The organism is Paraburkholderia sp. FT54, assembly GCF_031585635.1.
Lineage (GTDB): Bacteria > Pseudomonadota > Gammaproteobacteria > Burkholderiales > Burkholderiaceae > Paraburkholderia.
This window is the reverse complement of sequence record NZ_CP134195.1, coordinates 3,874,562-3,889,548: the sequence shown is the minus strand read 5'-3', so window position 1 is coordinate 3,889,548 and position 14,987 is coordinate 3,874,562. Positions and strand designations below refer to the sequence as shown.

General features: G+C 64.7%; 18 protein-coding genes. 14 read left to right on the top strand and 4 right to left on the bottom strand.

The window, feature by feature from the left end; genetic code table 11:
• The first annotated feature begins 276 nt into the window (after positions 1-276).
• Together RI103_RS17885 and rfaE2 are read left to right on the top strand one after the other, a co-directional pair.
• A complete protein-coding gene (locus tag RI103_RS17885; RefSeq protein ID WP_042328669.1) occupies positions 277-1,149 on the top strand; it encodes a ferritin in 873 nt (290 codons plus the stop codon).
• A gap of 160 nt (positions 1,150-1,309) precedes the next feature.
• Positions 1,310-1,792 carry a D-glycero-beta-D-manno-heptose 1-phosphate adenylyltransferase gene (gene rfaE2 / locus RI103_RS17880; RefSeq protein ID WP_310813232.1) on the top strand — a complete coding sequence of 161 codons (483 nt, stop codon included), beginning with the start codon at positions 1,310-1,312 and terminating at the stop codon, positions 1,790-1,792.
• Positions 1,793-1,880: 88 nt separating this feature from the next.
• On the opposite strand, the gene RI103_RS17875 is transcribed toward rfaE2, so the two are convergent.
• Genes RI103_RS17875 through RI103_RS17865 form a run of 3 tightly spaced genes read right to left on the bottom strand, consistent with a single transcriptional unit; the run spans position 1,881 to position 3,876 of the window.
• Positions 1,881-2,120, bottom strand: a complete 240-nt coding sequence (locus RI103_RS17875) for a hypothetical protein (RefSeq protein WP_310813231.1) — start codon at positions 2,118-2,120, stop codon at positions 1,881-1,883.
• A gap of 53 nt (positions 2,121-2,173) precedes the next feature.
• Positions 2,174-2,986, bottom strand: coding sequence for a type III pantothenate kinase (locus RI103_RS17870; RefSeq protein ID WP_310813229.1), 813 nt, complete (start codon positions 2,984-2,986; stop codon positions 2,174-2,176).
• The gene (locus RI103_RS17865; RefSeq protein ID WP_310813227.1) at positions 2,983-3,876 is read right to left on the bottom strand and encodes a biotin--[acetyl-CoA-carboxylase] ligase; all 894 of its coding nucleotides are present in this window, start codon (positions 3,874-3,876) and stop codon (positions 2,983-2,985) included. Before RI103_RS17865 ends, RI103_RS17870 begins: the two co-directional genes overlap by 4 nt.
• Positions 3,877-3,981: 105 nt before the next feature.
• On the opposite strand from RI103_RS17865, the gene RI103_RS17860 reads away from it, so the two are divergent.
• From RI103_RS17860 to RI103_RS17815, 10 genes are all read left to right on the top strand, one after another.
• Positions 3,982-5,115 (top strand): ABC transporter permease, encoded by a 1,134-nt coding sequence (locus tag RI103_RS17860; RefSeq protein ID WP_310813226.1) that lies wholly within the window; start codon positions 3,982-3,984, stop codon positions 5,113-5,115.
• A complete protein-coding gene (locus RI103_RS17855; protein ID WP_310813224.1) occupies positions 5,112-5,990 on the top strand; it encodes an ATP-binding cassette domain-containing protein in 879 nt (292 codons plus the stop codon). The genes RI103_RS17860 and RI103_RS17855 overlap by 4 nt, the downstream gene beginning before the upstream one ends.
• A gap of 16 nt (positions 5,991-6,006) precedes the next feature.
• Complete coding sequence (locus RI103_RS17850; protein WP_310813223.1) at positions 6,007-6,969, top strand: MlaD family protein; 963 nt, start codon at positions 6,007-6,009, stop codon at positions 6,967-6,969.
• A 30-nt stretch (positions 6,970-6,999) separates the two neighbouring features.
• Positions 7,000-7,626: an ABC-type transport auxiliary lipoprotein family protein gene (locus RI103_RS17845; RefSeq protein ID WP_310813222.1), complete on the top strand. Its 627-nt coding sequence runs from the start codon at positions 7,000-7,002 to the stop codon at positions 7,624-7,626.
• Positions 7,627-7,657: 31 nt separating this feature from the next.
• Entirely contained in the window at positions 7,658-8,815 is a 1,158-nt protein-coding gene (locus RI103_RS17840; protein WP_310813221.1) for a VanZ family protein, read from the top strand.
• 139 nt (positions 8,816-8,954) lie between these two features.
• Complete coding sequence (locus RI103_RS17835; protein ID WP_132376234.1) at positions 8,955-9,278, top strand: ferredoxin; 324 nt, start codon at positions 8,955-8,957, stop codon at positions 9,276-9,278.
• A gap of 8 nt (positions 9,279-9,286) precedes the next feature.
• Positions 9,287-9,931, top strand: coding sequence for a serine aminopeptidase domain-containing protein (locus tag RI103_RS17830; protein WP_310813220.1), 645 nt, complete (start codon positions 9,287-9,289; stop codon positions 9,929-9,931).
• Between the two features lie 318 nt (positions 9,932-10,249).
• Entirely contained in the window at positions 10,250-11,479 is a 1,230-nt protein-coding gene (locus RI103_RS17825; RefSeq protein WP_310813219.1) for a D-alanyl-D-alanine carboxypeptidase family protein, read from the top strand.
• Positions 11,480-11,492: 13 nt separating this feature from the next.
• Positions 11,493-12,458 (top strand): D-amino acid aminotransferase, encoded by a 966-nt coding sequence (locus RI103_RS17820; RefSeq protein WP_310813218.1) that lies wholly within the window; start codon positions 11,493-11,495, stop codon positions 12,456-12,458.
• Positions 12,430-12,699, top strand: a complete 270-nt coding sequence (locus tag RI103_RS17815) for a DUF493 family protein (RefSeq protein WP_310813217.1) — start codon at positions 12,430-12,432, stop codon at positions 12,697-12,699. Before RI103_RS17820 ends, RI103_RS17815 begins: the two co-directional genes overlap by 29 nt.
• Positions 12,700-12,715: 16 nt before the next feature.
• On the opposite strand, the gene RI103_RS17810 is transcribed toward RI103_RS17815, so the two are convergent.
• Positions 12,716-13,684, bottom strand: a complete 969-nt coding sequence (locus RI103_RS17810; protein WP_310813216.1) for a transcriptional regulator GcvA — start codon at positions 13,682-13,684, stop codon at positions 12,716-12,718.
• A gap of 98 nt (positions 13,685-13,782) precedes the next feature.
• Here RI103_RS17810 and RI103_RS17805 point away from each other — a divergent pair, with 98 nt between their 5' ends.
• Together RI103_RS17805 and lipB are read left to right on the top strand one after the other, a co-directional pair.
• Positions 13,783-14,109 (top strand): DUF2917 domain-containing protein, encoded by a 327-nt coding sequence (locus RI103_RS17805; RefSeq protein ID WP_310813215.1) that lies wholly within the window; start codon positions 13,783-13,785, stop codon positions 14,107-14,109.
• Positions 14,110-14,260: 151 nt separating this feature from the next.
• Positions 14,261-14,986 carry a lipoyl(octanoyl) transferase LipB gene (lipB, locus tag RI103_RS17800; RefSeq protein ID WP_310813213.1) on the top strand — a complete coding sequence of 242 codons (726 nt, stop codon included), beginning with the start codon at positions 14,261-14,263 and terminating at the stop codon, positions 14,984-14,986.
• Position 14,987 lies beyond the last annotated feature (1 nt).

Genomic DNA, 14,987 nt, shown 5'->3' with positions numbered 1-14,987 from the left:
GGACGGTGCGGTTTTCATCGCAAACTGGCTCGACCTCAGGCACAGGGTATCCCTCACCCACGGTTGGCCGCGCAGCGCGTAACGTAGGAGCAGTCGCGCATGCGCAAACGCCTGGACTTCTTTGCCGCAGGTGCATCTGGGCGGCCGATTACCGCGTAAAATTGAATGCTTGGCTGGCAAACGGTGCACAAATGGTGCAATCGGTTCGCCGTGAGCAAAAGTGCTACACGTAGCAGCGACAGACACACACAGTATGCGCAGAACAGGGGTGGGACTATGAACACCATGCTTTATCCGGAACTTTATAAATCGCTCGAATCCGTTCGATGGGACATGGAGAAAGACATTCCTTGGGACAAGTTCGATGCATCGCTATTGACCGACGAGCAGGCAGCGACGATCAAGATGAACGCGATCACCGAATGGTCGGCGTTGCCCGCCACGGAAATGTTTCTGCGTGACAACCATCACGACAGCGATTTCTCCGCGTTCATGAGCGTGTGGTTCTTCGAAGAACAGAAGCATTCGCTGGTGCTGATGGAATATCTGCGCCGCTTCAAGCCGGAAATGTGCCCGACCGAAGAGGAACTGCACGCCGTGCGCTTCGAATTCGATCCGGCGCCGCCGCTCGAAACGCTGATGCTTCACTTCTGCGGCGAAATCCGCCTGAATCACTGGTATCGCCGTGCAGCCGAATGGCACACCGAGCCGGTCATCAAGCAGATCTACGAGACCATCTCGCGCGACGAAGCACGTCATGGCGGCGCATATCTGCGCTACATGAAGAAGGCGATGGCGCAAACGGGCGACATCGCGCGCGCCGCGTTTGCGAAGATCGGTGTTCTGATGGCATCGGCCCGCCGCACGGAAAAACCGCTGCACCCGACCAACCTGCACGTGAACCAGGCGCTGTTCCCGCGCGACACGATTCAATCGCGTCTGCCGGATCCGGAATGGCTTGAACGCTGGCTCGACGAACAAATCCGTTTCGACGACGGCTGGGAAAAGAAAGTGGTCGAGCGCATTCTGCACAACCTGTCCATTCTGTTCGAGCGCACGTTTAACACGGCGCAGGAACTGAACCGCTATCGCAAGGAAGTGGTCGCGCGTCTGCAGGCCGATCAGAAGTCGGCGGAACAGCCGGCCTGACGGTCGCGAGTTGGTGACACAGGTTCGCGGCGCCGCATGCCGCGAACCGGGTTGAAGACATTTAAGAACGGCCTGGCGCGTTTATGTGCGCCAGGCCGTTTTCTTTCGTGCGGCCCATCGTGTATGGTGACGGCACCTTCCTGTCCTTTCCAGTTCCTCCATGGCTGCCATTTTTGAACGCAAGATTCTGACGCGCGATGCACTGGCGACGCTGCGTCCTTCGCTGAGCGCGCCGGTCGTGTTTACCAACGGAGTGTTCGATATCCTGCACCGCGGGCATGTGACTTATCTCGCGGATGCCAAGGCTTTGGGCGCTTGCCTGATCGTCGGCGTGAATAGCGATGCGTCGGTACGCATGCTCGGCAAAGGCGACGACCGGCCCATCAATAACGAGGCTGACCGAATGGCCCTGCTGGCGGCGCTTGAAAGCGTCGATTACGTGGTGTGCTTCGGCGAGAAGACGCCCGTCGAGTTGATTTCGGCGGTTCGGCCGGACGTGCTCGTCAAGGGCGGCGACTACGACATGGACGTGTTGCCCGAGTCGGGCATCGTGCGAAGCTGGGGCGGTAAGGCGTTGGCGATTCCCTTCGAGCACGACCGCTCGACTACCGCACTATTGAAGAAAGTTCGAACACAGGGCTAAAGGTCAACTGCCGCGTGAGCGGCGCACCGACTTCGCGTCTCGCGCCGTCCGCCGCGAAATCGATCCGCTCGTTGCGTGACGGCTTGCGTTACTGCGACAGGGCAGACGCCGCGATCGGCGCCGTCGGCGCCGGCCCACCCACCACTGCCTGATCGGCAGCCTCTGCCGCCGTGACCGGCTGCACCTTCAACCACTCTTGATGAACCTGGCGGTTCAGATGGTTGGGCTCGCGTCCGCCGGCTGTGGGCGTCGGGCCGAATACGCCGCGCACCGCGATGAATGCCAACATATTGGCAAGAAACAGAATGGCGATCAGCCAGCGCAGCATTGTTGGTTTTCCCCGTCCAGAAGTTGAGCCGCCGTTATTTCTATGGCCGCGATTCAGTTGCCGCGTTCCACGACGCGCTCGGCAGCAATCAGCGCAAGACCGGACAGCACGAGCGAATCGTGGCGAGTATGCGGCACTTTCAGCACGCTCGCCACCTGGTCCACGGCGCCGCCGCTGACCACGAGGCGCACCGGCACCTGCCACTCATCCTGCAGATCGCGCCACATGCGTTCGATCAAGCCCGCTTGCGCCAACGTACAACCGGCGGACAAGGAGCGCGGCGTATCCGTTGCGAAGAACGGGCCGCGGCGCGCCGCATCCGGAGGACTGCCGTCGAGCAGACCGCGCGCCGCGTGGGCGTCGAGCGTCGGCAGTTGCGCCGTGTGCTCGCCAAGCGAGCGCATCATCAAGCTCCAGCCCGGCGCGATCAGACCGCCGACAAAGCAGCCATCCGCACGCAATGCTTCGAGCGTGGTCGCCGTGCCGAACGTCGCAAGCAGCAGATGCTCGCCAGGAAACGCCGCGTGTGCGCCGATCATGCCGGCCCAGCGGTCGCTGCCGAGCGCATGCGGCGTGGTGTAGCTGTTGGTCACGCCGCATTGCTGCGCGCGGGCGCGGATCGTCGTGAGCGGCAGTTGCGGCCAGCGCGCGTCGAGCAACGCGGCCATCCGCGCCGCGACGTTTTCGCCCGCCACATTCGACAACCATGCGCCACCGGGCGTCGGCAAGTTCGACCAGTCCGGCTGGTCCGCGCCGCCGTGGGTCAGCGCGCCGGCCGCGATCTGCGAGCCGTCCGCCTGCACCAGCGCCCACTTGATGCGGCTATTGCCCGCGTCGATCAACAACCAGGGCGCGCCGCTCGTCATGCGGCACCGTCGGCCAGACGCAGCGAGACGTCGCCGGTCGCCACGATCTCTCGGCCGTTTGCGGTGTCGAGCAGCAACTGGCCGCGCTCGTCGACGCCCGCCGCCACGCCGCGCATCTGTTCTTCGCCTTGCTCCAGCAACACGACTTCGCGGCCTGCGTAGGCGTGCACGGCGTTCCAGCGCGCCTGGAACGGCGCGAAGCCTTCAGCGCCGAAGCGCTGCAACGCCGGTTCGAGCGCGTTCAGCTCGGCGGCGAGCGTGTCGGTGAGATTGGCGTTGGGCAGCGCACGCTGCAGCGCGGTCGGCATGGTGCCGCGCGCCTGCGGCGGCACGCCGGCGTTCAGCGCGCCGACTTTGGCCGCGAGTTCATCCGCGCCCTTCACGTTGGTGCCGATGCCGATCACCACTGCGCTGGCGTCGTCGGTGTTCCACGCGGTTTCGATCAGGATGCCGGCCAGCTTGTCGCCTTCGAGCAGGACGTCGTTCGGCCACTTCAACGCGATCTGGCCGGGGCCGGCGACGGGCAGCGAGCGCAGCCCGTCGACCAGCGCGACGCCCACCGCGAGACTCAGGCCCGCGAGCCCCTCGAGCGGACGGGGCAGCACGCAGGCGACCGAAAACAGCAGCGCATTGCCCGGCTCCGCATACCACGGACGCCCACGGCGGCCACGCCCGGCGGTTTGCAGATACGCCACCCGCACGATCGGCCGCGGCAGCGCGCCAGCCTTGCGCGGCAGCGCTTTGACGCGCGTCATCAGGTCGGCGTTGGTCGAGCCGGTTTCCTCGACGATTTCGATCGGCCAGTCATGCGCGTGCGGGCCGAACAGGGCGACGGCGCGCTCGCGGTCGATGCGCCAGTCGCCTTGGGAGGGAGTGTTGGACGTGTTCATGGTTCATATTGTAGCGACAGCGAAGCGGGTGAGGCCGCGTGCACGGTTGCCGCGCCGCGCCTTCGTTACAATGGCCGCTAATCCGATAACCAGATTCAACGATCCTTGAACTACGACACTCCGCCCGGCCTCGAAGTCGCGGCAGGCAGCCAAGGCAAGATCGTCCGGCTTTCGGGCCAGTGGACGGCGCTCGCGCTCGCGCGCGACAAGGCCACCGGGCACGTGATTCCTCTGTTGGGGTCGCTGGTCGGCGCCGACGGCGTCGGTCAATGGGACCTGTCGCGCATCGACCGGATGGACCACGTCGGCGGCCAGGCGCTGTGGCGCGTGTGGGGCCACAAGATGCCCCCGGACACCACGCTCACCGACACGCAACGCGACATTTTCGAGCGCATCGCCTTGCTCGACACCGTGCGCGAGACGGCCGAGCCGGTGGTCAAGTTCGATCCGTTCACGCGGTTGGGGCTCGCGATCTTCTCGTTCTTCGAGCATCTGTATGGCGGCGTGGCCATGCTTGGACGCGTCGTGCTCGATCTGTTGGCGATCGCGCGCAAACCGAAGATCACGCCGTGGACCGAGATCTCCGCGAACATCTATAACGCCGGCACCAAAGCCATGCCGATCACCGCGCTGGTCGCGTTCCTGATCGGCATCGTGCTCAGCTATCTGTCGGCGCAGCAGTTGCGGCTGTTTGGCGCAAACCAGTACATCGTCAATATTCTCGGCCTCTCGGTGATTCGCGAACTCGGGCCGGTGCTCGCCGCGATTCTGGTGGCAGGCCGCTCGGGTTCGGCGATCACGGCGCAGATCGGCGTGATGCGCGTGACCGAAGAACTCGACGCCATGCGCGTGATGGGCATCCCGCACGGGCTGCGGCTGATCCTGCCGCGCGTGGTCGCGCTCGGCGTGGCCATGCCGCTGCTCGTCATGTGGACTAACATCATTGCGCTGACGGGCGGCGCGCTCGCCGCCAAGATCGCGCTCGGCATCGATATGAGCTATTTCGCGCGAGCGCTGCCGAGCGTGGTGCCGGTCGCCAATCTGTGGATCGGCCTGGGCAAGGGCGTCGCGTTCGGCATGCTGATCGCGATCGTCGGCTGTCATTTCGGTTTCCGTATCAAGGCCAATTCGCAGAGTCTCGGCGAAGGCACGACGACCTCGGTGGTGACCTCGATTACCATCGTAATTCTCGCGGACGCCGTGTTCGCGATCCTCTTTCAGAACGTGGGGCTCGGATGATCGCGCCACTCACTCAGGCCGTGCGCGGCCAGCCGATGCCCTCGATCGCCGAGCCGGTGATCGAAGTGATCGACGTGACCAAACGCTACGGCCGCAACATCGTGCACCAGCATCTGAACCTGGACGTGCGGCGCGGCGAGATCATGTCGATCGTAGGCGGCTCCGGATCCGGCAAGACCACGCTGGTGCGGCAGATTCTCGGTCTCGAGCGGCCTTCGTCCGGCACCATCAAGCTGTTCGGCGAGAATCTCGCAACCATCTCTCCGGAAACCGCGCTGCTGATGCGCAGCCGCTCCGGCATGCTGTTTCAGCGCGGCGCGCTGTTTTCGTCGCTGTCGGTGTTCGACAATATCGCGCAGCCCGTGCGCGAACTCGGCAAGGTGCCCGAAGATCTGTTGCGCGACATCGTCATGCTCAAGCTCGAGATGGTCGGCCTGCCGTGCAAGCATGCGTCGAAAATGCCGTCCGCGCTGTCGGGCGGCATGATCAAACGCGTAGGCATTGCCCGGGCGATCGCGCTCGAACCCGAACTGCTGTTTCTCGACGAACCGACCGCCGGGCTCGATCCGCAGTCGTCGGATGAATTCGTCGAGCTGATCTCCGCGCTGCACCGCGCGCTCGGCCTGACGGTGGTGATGGTCACCCACGATCTCGACACGATGGTGGCGCTGTCCACCCGCGTCGCCGTGCTGGCGGATCGCAAGGTGCTGGTCGCCGCGCCGGTCGAAGAGGCCGCGGCGGTCGATCATCCTTTCATCCGCGAATATTTCCTCGGCCTGCGCGGGCGCCGCGCGTTGCAGGCGCTGCCGCCGGAGCGCCGCGCGCGGCTGCCGCGCGCGGCGCTCGAGTCGGCATCGTCCGAATTGCCGCTGTGAACCAGGGAACCTGACAATGGAAAACAAATCACATGCCTTCTGGGCCGGGCTCTTCACGATCGTTCTGCTGGTGGCCATCGCGCTCGCGGCTTTTTTGTTCAATGTCGACCGTGCCGTGCGGGTGCCGTACGATCTGATTGCGCGCACCAACGTCACGGGTCTGTTCACCGACGCGGCGGTGCGTTATCGCGGGCTCGACGTCGGCAAGGTGCAGTCGATCAAATTCGATCCGGCTCATCCGGGGCAGATTCTGATTCGCATCCTGGTCGATACGCACGCGCCGATTACCCATTCGACGTTCGGCAGCCTGGGTTTCCAGGGCGTGACGGGTATTGCCTTCATCCAGCTGGATGACAATGGGCGCGATCCGTCGCCGCTGGTGTCGTCGGCCAAACAGGTGGCGCAGTTGCCGATGCGCCCCGGCTTGCTCGATCAACTGCAGCAGCGCGGCGACGTGCTGCTGCGCAAGCTCGAAAAAGTCGCGGACGACGTCGATCATCTGCTGTCACCGGAAATGGCCGCGCAGCTGCAAGGCACGGCTGCCAGCCTTCAGAAAGCCGCCGACGGCGTCGCCACGCTGAGCCAGCAAATGGCGCCGGCCGCCGGCAAGCTGCCAGGCACGATCGACCAGCTGGATCGCACGCTCGCGTCGACCAATCAGCTGATCACCGGCCTGAACCGCCCGAACGGCCCGTTCGAAACCAACCTGAACAAGGTCGGCACGGCCGCGCAGCAGGCCGGCGACGCGCTGGTGTCGATGAATGGCTCCCTGCAGGAACTGTCGTCGCGGGTGGGTTACGACACCTTGCCGCGCGTCAACTCGCTCGCTGAAGACGTGCGCTCGGCGGCCCGCTCGGTGGACCGCGCCGCCGATACCTTCAGCACCAGTCCGCGCAGCGTGTTGTTCGGCGCGCCGGGCGCGGCGCCCGGCCCCGGCGAAGCAGGCTTCAAGTGGCCTGCCGCGCGCGCTGCACAATGATTTTGAAGGTTTGAAGAAAGGAAGATTGTCATGTCACGCTCGATTCACCGATTCTTGTCCTCGCACACCGCGCTAGCGGTGCTGCTCGCCTTCGGCGTGCTCGCCGCGGGCTGCGCCGGCACGCCCTCGGCGATCTCGGACATCCGCTACGACTTCGGGCCGCCGAGTCCGGCGGCGTCGGCCGGCACGTCGCCAGCTGTGAAGGTGCTCGACGTGAGCGCGCCCGACATGCTCGAGTCGGACAAGCTGATCTACCGCCTGAGTTACGCCGACGCGCAGCAGACGGCCGCTTACGCGAACAGCCACTGGACCATGACACCTTCGCAGTTGCTGACCCAGCGTCTGCGTGGCGCGCTCAGTTCGCGCGGCACCGTGCTGACGGGCGCCGACGGCGTCGCCGCGCCAGTCCTGAAGGTCGATCTAAGCGAGTTCGAACAGGTCTTCGACAGTCAGTCCGAAAGTCACGCCGCGGTCACCGCGCGCGCCACGCTTACGCAGAACGGCAAGGTGCTCAGCCAGCGCACGTTTATCGCGCGCGCGCCGTCCAGTTCGGCGGACGCTGCCGGCGGCGCGCAGGCGCTCGCCACCGCCAGCGACGATCTGGTCGCGCAAATCGGCGCGTGGCTCGGCGTGCAGGCGCTGGTCGCCGCGCAATGACCGGCTTGCAGCGCACGCACCGGAGCGCTGCATGAGCGTAAAACCCTGGGCGCGCCGTCCGTCGGTGCTCGCCCGGCAGGCTCTGGTGCTGTATACCGCGCTAATCGTCTACGGTTCGTGGTATCCGTTTACGGGCTGGCGTTCGCTCGGCCTTGGTCCGTTTGCCTATCTGTCCGATCCCATGCCGCAGTACCTGACGGCGTTCGACGTCGTCACCAACGTGCTCGGCTATATGCCGTTCGGCGCGCTCGTGGTGCTCGCAGCCTATCCGCGTTGGCGCGGCTCGCTGGCGGTCGCGTTCGCCTTCGTGCTCGGCGGCTTGCTGTCCGGCGTGATGGAAGCCGTGCAAACCTATCTGCCGACGCGGGTCGCCTCCAACCTCGATCTCGCCGCCAATGCGCTCGGCGCGTTGCTTGGCGCGGCGATCATGTCGCCAGCGACGGGCGCGCTGCTCGATCGCGGCCTGCTGCGGCGCGTGCGGCTTCTGTGGTTCGAGCGGGACCGAGCCGCGCTCGCGTGTCTGGTCGCGGCGTGGCCGTTTGCGACGATGTATCCGGCGCCACGCCTGTTCGGTCTCGGCAACTGGCCGCGCGCGCTCTGGCTGCGTTTCGATTCGACGACGCAGGACGCCTTGCTCGCGTGGACACCGCCGGGCTGGCACGTCGCCGCCTGGCCGACTTTCGTCGCCGCCTGGATACCCGACGACGTGTGGGAAGCCGTGATCACCACGCTCAACCTGTTCGCCGCACTCGCGCTGGCGTCGTTGCCGGTGCGCCGCCATGCGCCGCGCGTGCGCCTGCTGCTGCTGTTTATCGTCACGACCTTGTGCGTGAAGGTGGGCGCGACGTTTCTGCAGTCGCAGTCCGGTCTCGCTTTCGACTGGGCGACGCCCGGCGCACTCGCGGGCCTCGTGTGCGGCACCGCTGCGGCGCTCTTCACGTTGCGTTTGCGGCGCAGATCGCGCGCGGCACTGGCGGGCGCCGCGTTGACGATCGCGCTGGCGTTCGTCAATCTGCTGCCGGTCAATCCGTATTTCGATGCCGTGCTGGCCGACTGGCGGCAAGGGCGCTATCTGCACTTCAACGGTCTGGCGCATTGGCTCGCATGGATCTGGCCGTATGCGGCGCTGGTGTGGCTGGCCTATGTCGTCGAGCAGGCGTGGCTCAAGCGGCGCATGAAGCACACGTGAAGCCCGCACTCACTGCGTCGGGCAGGCGTGGACCGCATCAGCGACCGCCAGCCCCGCTCGTTATAATCGTTCGCACAACAGGCGCGCCGCTGTGCATCCAGCGCCGTTTCCCACACTGACAGTCTCGCCCCCGGACATCATGGACTCCTTCTACAAGTACCACGTCTTCTTCTGTCTCAATCAGCGTGAACCCGGCGCCGAGCGCCCGAGCTGCGCGAACTGCAATGCACAGGAGATGCAGGAGTACGCGAAAAAACGCGTGAAGAAACTCGGTCTCGCAGGTCCGGGCCAGGTGCGCATCAACAAAGCCGGTTGCCTCGACCGCTGCGAACTCGGGCCGACGGTCGTCGTGTATCCGGAAGGCATCTGGTACACGTACGTCGACGAGAGCGACATCGACGAAATCGTCGACTCGCACCTCGCGAACGGCAAGATCGTCGAGCGTCTGAAAATCGATCAATAAGTCTCGCCATGAACGTACATACGAAGAAGTACCTGATCGACGGCCCGGTCGGCAAGATCGAAGTCGCGCTGGATGTGCCCGACGAATCGCGTGAGAACGGCGCCACGCCACGCGGCATCGCGCTGGTCGCGCATCCGCATCCGCTGTTCGGCGGCACCATGGACAACAAGGTCGCGCAGACGCTCGCGCGCACGCTCGTGCAGTTGAACTACGTGACGTACCGCTCCAATTTTCGCGGTGTCGGCGAAACGCAAGGCGAGCATGACGCGGGCATCGGCGAGCGCGACGATCTGCGCGCCGTACTCGATCACATGCGAGCCGAACCAGGCCAAAGCGATCTGCCCCTCGTGCTGGCGGGTTTTTCGTTCGGCACATTCGTGCTGTCGCACGTGGCCGCGCGGTTGCGTGAAGAAGGTCAGGAGATCGAGCGAATGGTGCTGGTCGGCACGGCGGCGAGCCGCTGGGAGGTCGCGCCCGTGCCGGAAAACACCCTCGTGATTCACGGGGAGATCGACGAGACGGTTCCCATTCAATCCGTTTACGACTGGGCGCGGCCGCAAGAATTGCCGGTTGTCGTGATTCCGGGGGCGGAGCACTTTCTGCACCGCAAGCTGCACGTTCTGAAGCGGATCATCGTCGACGCGTGGCGGTGATCGGCATGCGCTATGTGTTTTCCGGGGTACAGGTACGCACAAACGCAAATTAATCGCCGGCCTTTGCGCAAAGTAACGGGGAGAGCGCGCGTATAATGGCGACTCTTTTTTGGGCGCAGCGCCGCCCATCCGGCAGTTCGCGCGACGCGTAGCGTCTTTTCGCGCGCAGCGGTGCCGGATGCGGGCGTGCTGCGCGAACCGATCGCGTGGCCGGAAGTCCAATGGGCGCCGCGCCGTTTTACGGCCAGACGCTCGCCGACCGGCTCTTCCAAACTATGCGCCCTGCGCGCGATGTATCTTTCTGCACGAATCGACCCTATGCGTTTCTCCACCTCCGGCCGCACGTCTTTCCCCTCTGTTGCTTCCTTCGTTCCTTCTTCGCTTAGCCGTGCCGTGACCCTCGGCGTCGTGCTGCCGGCCACGCTCGTCGCCAGTACCGCTTTCGCGCAAGTGCCGCCGCCGGCGGTGAATGCGCGCTCGTGGGTGCTCGTCGACGCGACCAGCAACCAGGTGCTCGCCTCCGGCAACCCGGACGAGCGCGTGGAACCGGCGTCGCTGACCAAGCTGATGACGGCGTACCTCGTCTTCGAAGCACTGCAGACGAAGAAGATCAACATGGACCAGACGGTCATGCCGAGCGAAGCGGTGCGCCGCGTGCGCACGGACGAATCGCGCATGTTCATCGAAGCGAACAAGCCGGTGACCGTGCACGATCTGGTGTACGGCATGATCATCCAGTCGGGTAACGACGCGGCGATCGCGCTCGCCGAACTGGTCGGCGGCAGCGAGTCGCAGTTCGTCAACATGATGAACACGGAAGCGCAGCGCCTCGGCATGAAGAACACGCATTTCGCCGATGTGAACGGCATGCCCGATCCGCAGCACTACACCACGGCGGGCGACCTCGCGGTGCTGTCGGCGCGCCTGATCCGCGATTTCCCCGACTACTACAACATCTTCTCGGTCAAGGATTTCACGTACAACAAGATCAAGCAGCCGAACCGCAACCGCCTGCTGTGGATCGACCCGACGGTCGACGGTCTGAAGACCGGTCACACGCAAGCCGCCGGTTACTGCCTGATCGCGAGCGCGAAGCGTTCGCTGCCGGGTGCGACGGACGCGTCGCGCCGCCTCGTCTCGGTCATGATGGGCGAGACCAAGGAACACGACCGCGTGCAGGACAGCCTGAAGATGCTGAACTACGGCTACAGCGCGTACGACACGGTGCGTCTGTACAAGGCGAATCAGGTGGTGGGCACGCCGCGCGTCTACAAGGGTGCGCAGGACACCGTGCAGATCGGCGTGAAGAGCGACCAGTACATCACCGTGCCGAAGGGTATGGGCGACAAGGTGAAGCCGCAGATCGAGCAGATGGATCCGCTGATCGCACCGATCGCGAACGGTCAGCAGGTCGGTACGGCGAAGCTGGTCGCCGACGGCAAGGTGCTGGCGCAGTTCCCGATAGTGGCCCTGCAGGCTGTGCCGCAAGCCGGCGTGGTCGGCCGCGTGTGGGATTCCCTGATGCTCATGTTCAACAAGAAGAAGTAAGAGCCGAATTGCGATGACTGCTGTTTCCGATGTTTCGCCCGATCCGATTGTCTATCTGAACGGTGAGTTGGTGCCGTTGTCCGAAGCGCGCGTGCCGGTTCTCGACCGCGGCTTTATTTTCGGCGACGGCATTTACGAAGTCGCGCCGCTGTACGCACACCCCGCGTATGCGGGCGGCCGTACGCTGTTCCGTTTCCAGCAGCATCTCGCGCGGCTCGCGCGGTCAGTCGACAAGATCGGCATCGTCAATCCGCTCGACGATGCCGGCTGGCGCGCGCTGATCGAGCGCGTGGTTGCGGCCAACGAGGCGGACGGCGGATTGCGCGCCGATCAGGACGCGATTGCCTATATTCAGGTCACGCGCGGTGTCGCCAAACGCGGCCACGCGTTTCCGGCCGGCATTCAGCCGACCGTGTTCGTGATGGTCACGCCGCTGAACCTGCCGAACGCGGCGCAGCGCGCGCAAGGCGTGCGTTGCGTGACAGCGGAAGATCGTCGCTGGCTCAATTGCGACATCAAATCCGTGTCGCTGCTCGGCAACGTGCTGATGGCGCAATATGCCGCCGAGAACGATGCGTTCGAGACGATCCAGTTTCGCGACGGCATGCTGACCGAAGGATCGTCGTCGAATGTGTGGGTGGTGAAGGACGGCGTGTTGTCCGCGCCGCCGCGCAGCCACAAGATTCTCGAAGGGATTCGCTACGGTTTGATCGAGGAACTGACGGCCGAGTGCGGGATTCGTTTCGAAGCGCGCGAGATCAGCGAAGCCGAACTGCGCGCGGCTGATGAGATCATCGTCAGTTCGGCAACCAAGGAAGTGCTGCCGGTCACGCAACTCGACGGCCAGCCGGTCGGCGAGGGCACGCCGGGTGCGGTCTTTGCGGCGCTGTACGCTGCTTATCAGCGAGCCAAGACCCAGCAAGCGCGCGAGGCGCAGCAAGGAGCAGAGAATGAGTCCCGTGAACGAGTCACTGTTTGAGTTTCCTTGCGATTTCCCGATCAAGATCATGGGCAAATCGCACCCCGAGTTCGCCGAGACGATCGTCACGGTGGTGCGGCAGTTCGACAATGAAGTCGACGCCTCGCGTGTCGAAACGCGGCCGTCCAGCGGTGGCAACTACACGGGTCTGACGGTCACGGTGCGCGCCACGAGCCGCGAGCAACTCGACGATATCTATCGCGCGCTGACTGGCCATCCAATGGTCAAAGTGGTGCTCTAAGACCTTCTTATACGTGTTACGGCGTAACGCGCAATGCGTTCGCCGATCGATCGGCGCTTGCGGCAGGTCTTAGCTCGCAAGCCTGGTCGAAAAGCTGCTTGAAGCGTCCCACTTCCTCGAATACCCAGTCGCGAAACGCTTTCACACGGGCGGTTTCGAGCATCTGCGGCGTGCAGATGAAGTAGTACTGCCACGGGCTCGGCCCATCCACATCGAAAAGGCGCACGAGGCGCCCCGCCGCGATTTCGGGCATGGCCAGCGCGCGGCGCGTGAGCGCGACGCCCTGGCCGTCGATGGCCGCCTGCAGCAGGTTCGACGAATCCTGATACAGTACGCCGCGTTTCGGCTCCGGCCAGTCGGTGAGGCCGGCGGCGTCGAACCAGGGGCGCCAGAGTTCGTCGTCGGAACGCAGCAGCGGGACGTTGGCCAGTTCGGCCGGCGTTTGCGGCAGCTTGCCGCCGTTGAAATTCGGCGCGCAGGCGGGAAAGAATATCTCCTCCAGCAGCAACTCCGAATGCAGCCCCGAATATTTGCCGAAGCCGAAACGGATTGCCACGTCGACGTCGTCGCGCGCGAAGTCCGTCAGCGCGTTGGTGGATAGCAGTTCGAGATCCCACTGCGGATGCGCCTCGATAAAACTGCCGACGCGCGGCGTCACCCAGCGCGCCGCAAACGACGACAGCATGGACACCACGAGCCGCCGCTCGCGGTCGCCGGCGCGGATTTCACGGGTGGCGTCGGCGAGCCCCATGAGCGCCGAGCGGACGTGCGTGGCGTAGCGCCGGCCGGTCTCGGTGAGCCGCACGCGCTTGCCGTCACGCGCGAATAGCGAGACGCCCAACTCGGCTTCGAGCGCGCGGATCTGGTGGCTGACCGCGCCGTGGGTGACGAAGAGTTCGTCGGCGGCGCGCGAAAAGCTCTCGTGGCGGGCGGCGGCCTCGAATGCCTTGATGGCGTTCAGCGCGGGTAATTGCCGAAGGTCCATAGCAATATTTCTCACATAGAGGTGAAAATAGATCGTTTTGCGTAAACCCTTGCTACGCCTAGGATTGTAGTCATGAAACGACTTTTGGCGAGGGCATCATGCGAGAAATTTCCTCTAGCATCGCGTTTGAAATCCGCAATGGCGAAACAGTTCCCCTGAAGGTGGCGCGCAGCACCAAGCTGGTCGTTCGTGGCGGTGCAGTGTGGGTCACGCGCAGCGACGATACCGAAGACTACTGGTTGCAGCCTGGTCATACGTTGAGGCTGCGGCGCGGTGAGCGGCTGTGGCTGAGCGCCGAGGGCAACGGGCGGGCAAGAGTGGCGTTTTCTGTACCGACGCGGTGCGACGAGCGTGCGCTGAACTGGTTTGCGCGCATTGGCGAACGGTTGGCGGCGCGAGTGCGAGGCGGCTGGCGTACGGTTTGATGGCAGGCGCACGGCACGCCGTTCGGTCGAACGGCGTGCCGTGCAGCCGATTCTGGCGGCGGTCCGGCGCGGCCCGGCCGCCGCGATTCGACTCATCCTAATGCAGCCACATCCGGCGGGGATTCCCAGATTTCGGTAAACTGCCGGGATCATGTGCGCCACCCCGGTTTCCCAGACTCCCTTGCCCTCCACGGCGCCGCTCACGCTGCGCTGGCGTGGCAGCGAGCCCTACGAAGCCAGTTTCGAAGCCATGCGCGCGTTCACCGACGAGCGCAGGGCCGACACCCCCGACGAAATCTGGCTGGTCGAACACTCACCCGTCTTCACGCTAGGCCAGGCGGGCGATCCCGCCCATCTGCTGGCCGCCGACAGTGGCATTCCTCTGGTCAAAGTCGACCGGGGCGGGCAGATCACGTATCACGGGCCCGGCCAGGTAGTCGCCTACCTGCTGCTCGATTTGCGCCGCCGCAAGTTGATGGTGCGCGAGTTGGTTACGCGGATCGAGCAAGCCGTGATCGATACCCTCGCGGCGTATAATCTCGCCGGAGAACGAAAGGCGGGCGCCCCCGGCATCTATGTGGCGCCCGGGCCGGACGCCGGGCTGCACGCCGGCGCCAAGATTGCGGCGCTGGGTCTGAAAATCCGCAACGGCTGCAGCTATCACGGCGTGAGCCTGAACGTGAACATGGATTTGCGGCCGTTTCTGGCCATCAACGCATGTGGCTACGCGGGGCTCGAAACAGTCGATATGGCAACGCTTGGTGTTGCCGCCGGCTGGGACGAGGTGGCCCGTACCTTCGCAGAACGCCTCACCGCAAACCTCGACGGCAGTCCCGCGGCCGTCGCCCAACCACAGGCCGGTGCACTCACCGCCTGAC

Bases quoted from the DNA above. Each gene is read 5' to 3' on its own strand.
- RI103_RS17835 (WP_132376234.1), top strand. From the start codon at position 8,955: ATGGACTCCTTCTACAAGTACCACGTCTTCTTCTGTCTCAATCAGCGT.
- rfaE2 (WP_310813232.1), top strand. From the start codon at position 1,310: ATGGCTGCCATTTTTGAACGCAAGATTCTGACGCGCGATGCACTGGCG.
- RI103_RS17865 (WP_310813227.1), bottom strand. From the start codon at position 3,876: ATGAACACGTCCAACACTCCCTCCCAAGGCGACTGGCGCATCGACCGC.
- RI103_RS17825 (WP_310813219.1), top strand. From the start codon at position 10,250: ATGCGTTTCTCCACCTCCGGCCGCACGTCTTTCCCCTCTGTTGCTTCC.
- RI103_RS17870 (WP_310813229.1), bottom strand. From the start codon at position 2,986: ATGACGAGCGGCGCGCCCTGGTTGTTGATCGACGCGGGCAATAGCCGC.
- RI103_RS17805 (WP_310813215.1), top strand. From the start codon at position 13,783: ATGCGAGAAATTTCCTCTAGCATCGCGTTTGAAATCCGCAATGGCGAA.
- RI103_RS17820 (WP_310813218.1), top strand. From the start codon at position 11,493: ATGACTGCTGTTTCCGATGTTTCGCCCGATCCGATTGTCTATCTGAAC.
- RI103_RS17850 (WP_310813223.1), top strand. From the start codon at position 6,007: ATGGAAAACAAATCACATGCCTTCTGGGCCGGGCTCTTCACGATCGTT.
- RI103_RS17855 (WP_310813224.1), top strand. From the start codon at position 5,112: ATGATCGCGCCACTCACTCAGGCCGTGCGCGGCCAGCCGATGCCCTCG.
- RI103_RS17885 (WP_042328669.1), top strand. From the start codon at position 277: ATGAACACCATGCTTTATCCGGAACTTTATAAATCGCTCGAATCCGTT.
- RI103_RS17840 (WP_310813221.1), top strand. From the start codon at position 7,658: ATGAGCGTAAAACCCTGGGCGCGCCGTCCGTCGGTGCTCGCCCGGCAG.
- RI103_RS17830 (WP_310813220.1), top strand. From the start codon at position 9,287: ATGAACGTACATACGAAGAAGTACCTGATCGACGGCCCGGTCGGCAAG.
- RI103_RS17875 (WP_310813231.1), bottom strand. From the start codon at position 2,120: ATGCTGCGCTGGCTGATCGCCATTCTGTTTCTTGCCAATATGTTGGCA.
- RI103_RS17815 (WP_310813217.1), top strand. From the start codon at position 12,430: ATGAGTCCCGTGAACGAGTCACTGTTTGAGTTTCCTTGCGATTTCCCG.
- RI103_RS17845 (WP_310813222.1), top strand. From the start codon at position 7,000: ATGTCACGCTCGATTCACCGATTCTTGTCCTCGCACACCGCGCTAGCG.
- RI103_RS17810 (WP_310813216.1), bottom strand. From the start codon at position 13,684: ATGGACCTTCGGCAATTACCCGCGCTGAACGCCATCAAGGCATTCGAG.
- lipB (WP_310813213.1), top strand. From the start codon at position 14,261: ATGTGCGCCACCCCGGTTTCCCAGACTCCCTTGCCCTCCACGGCGCCG.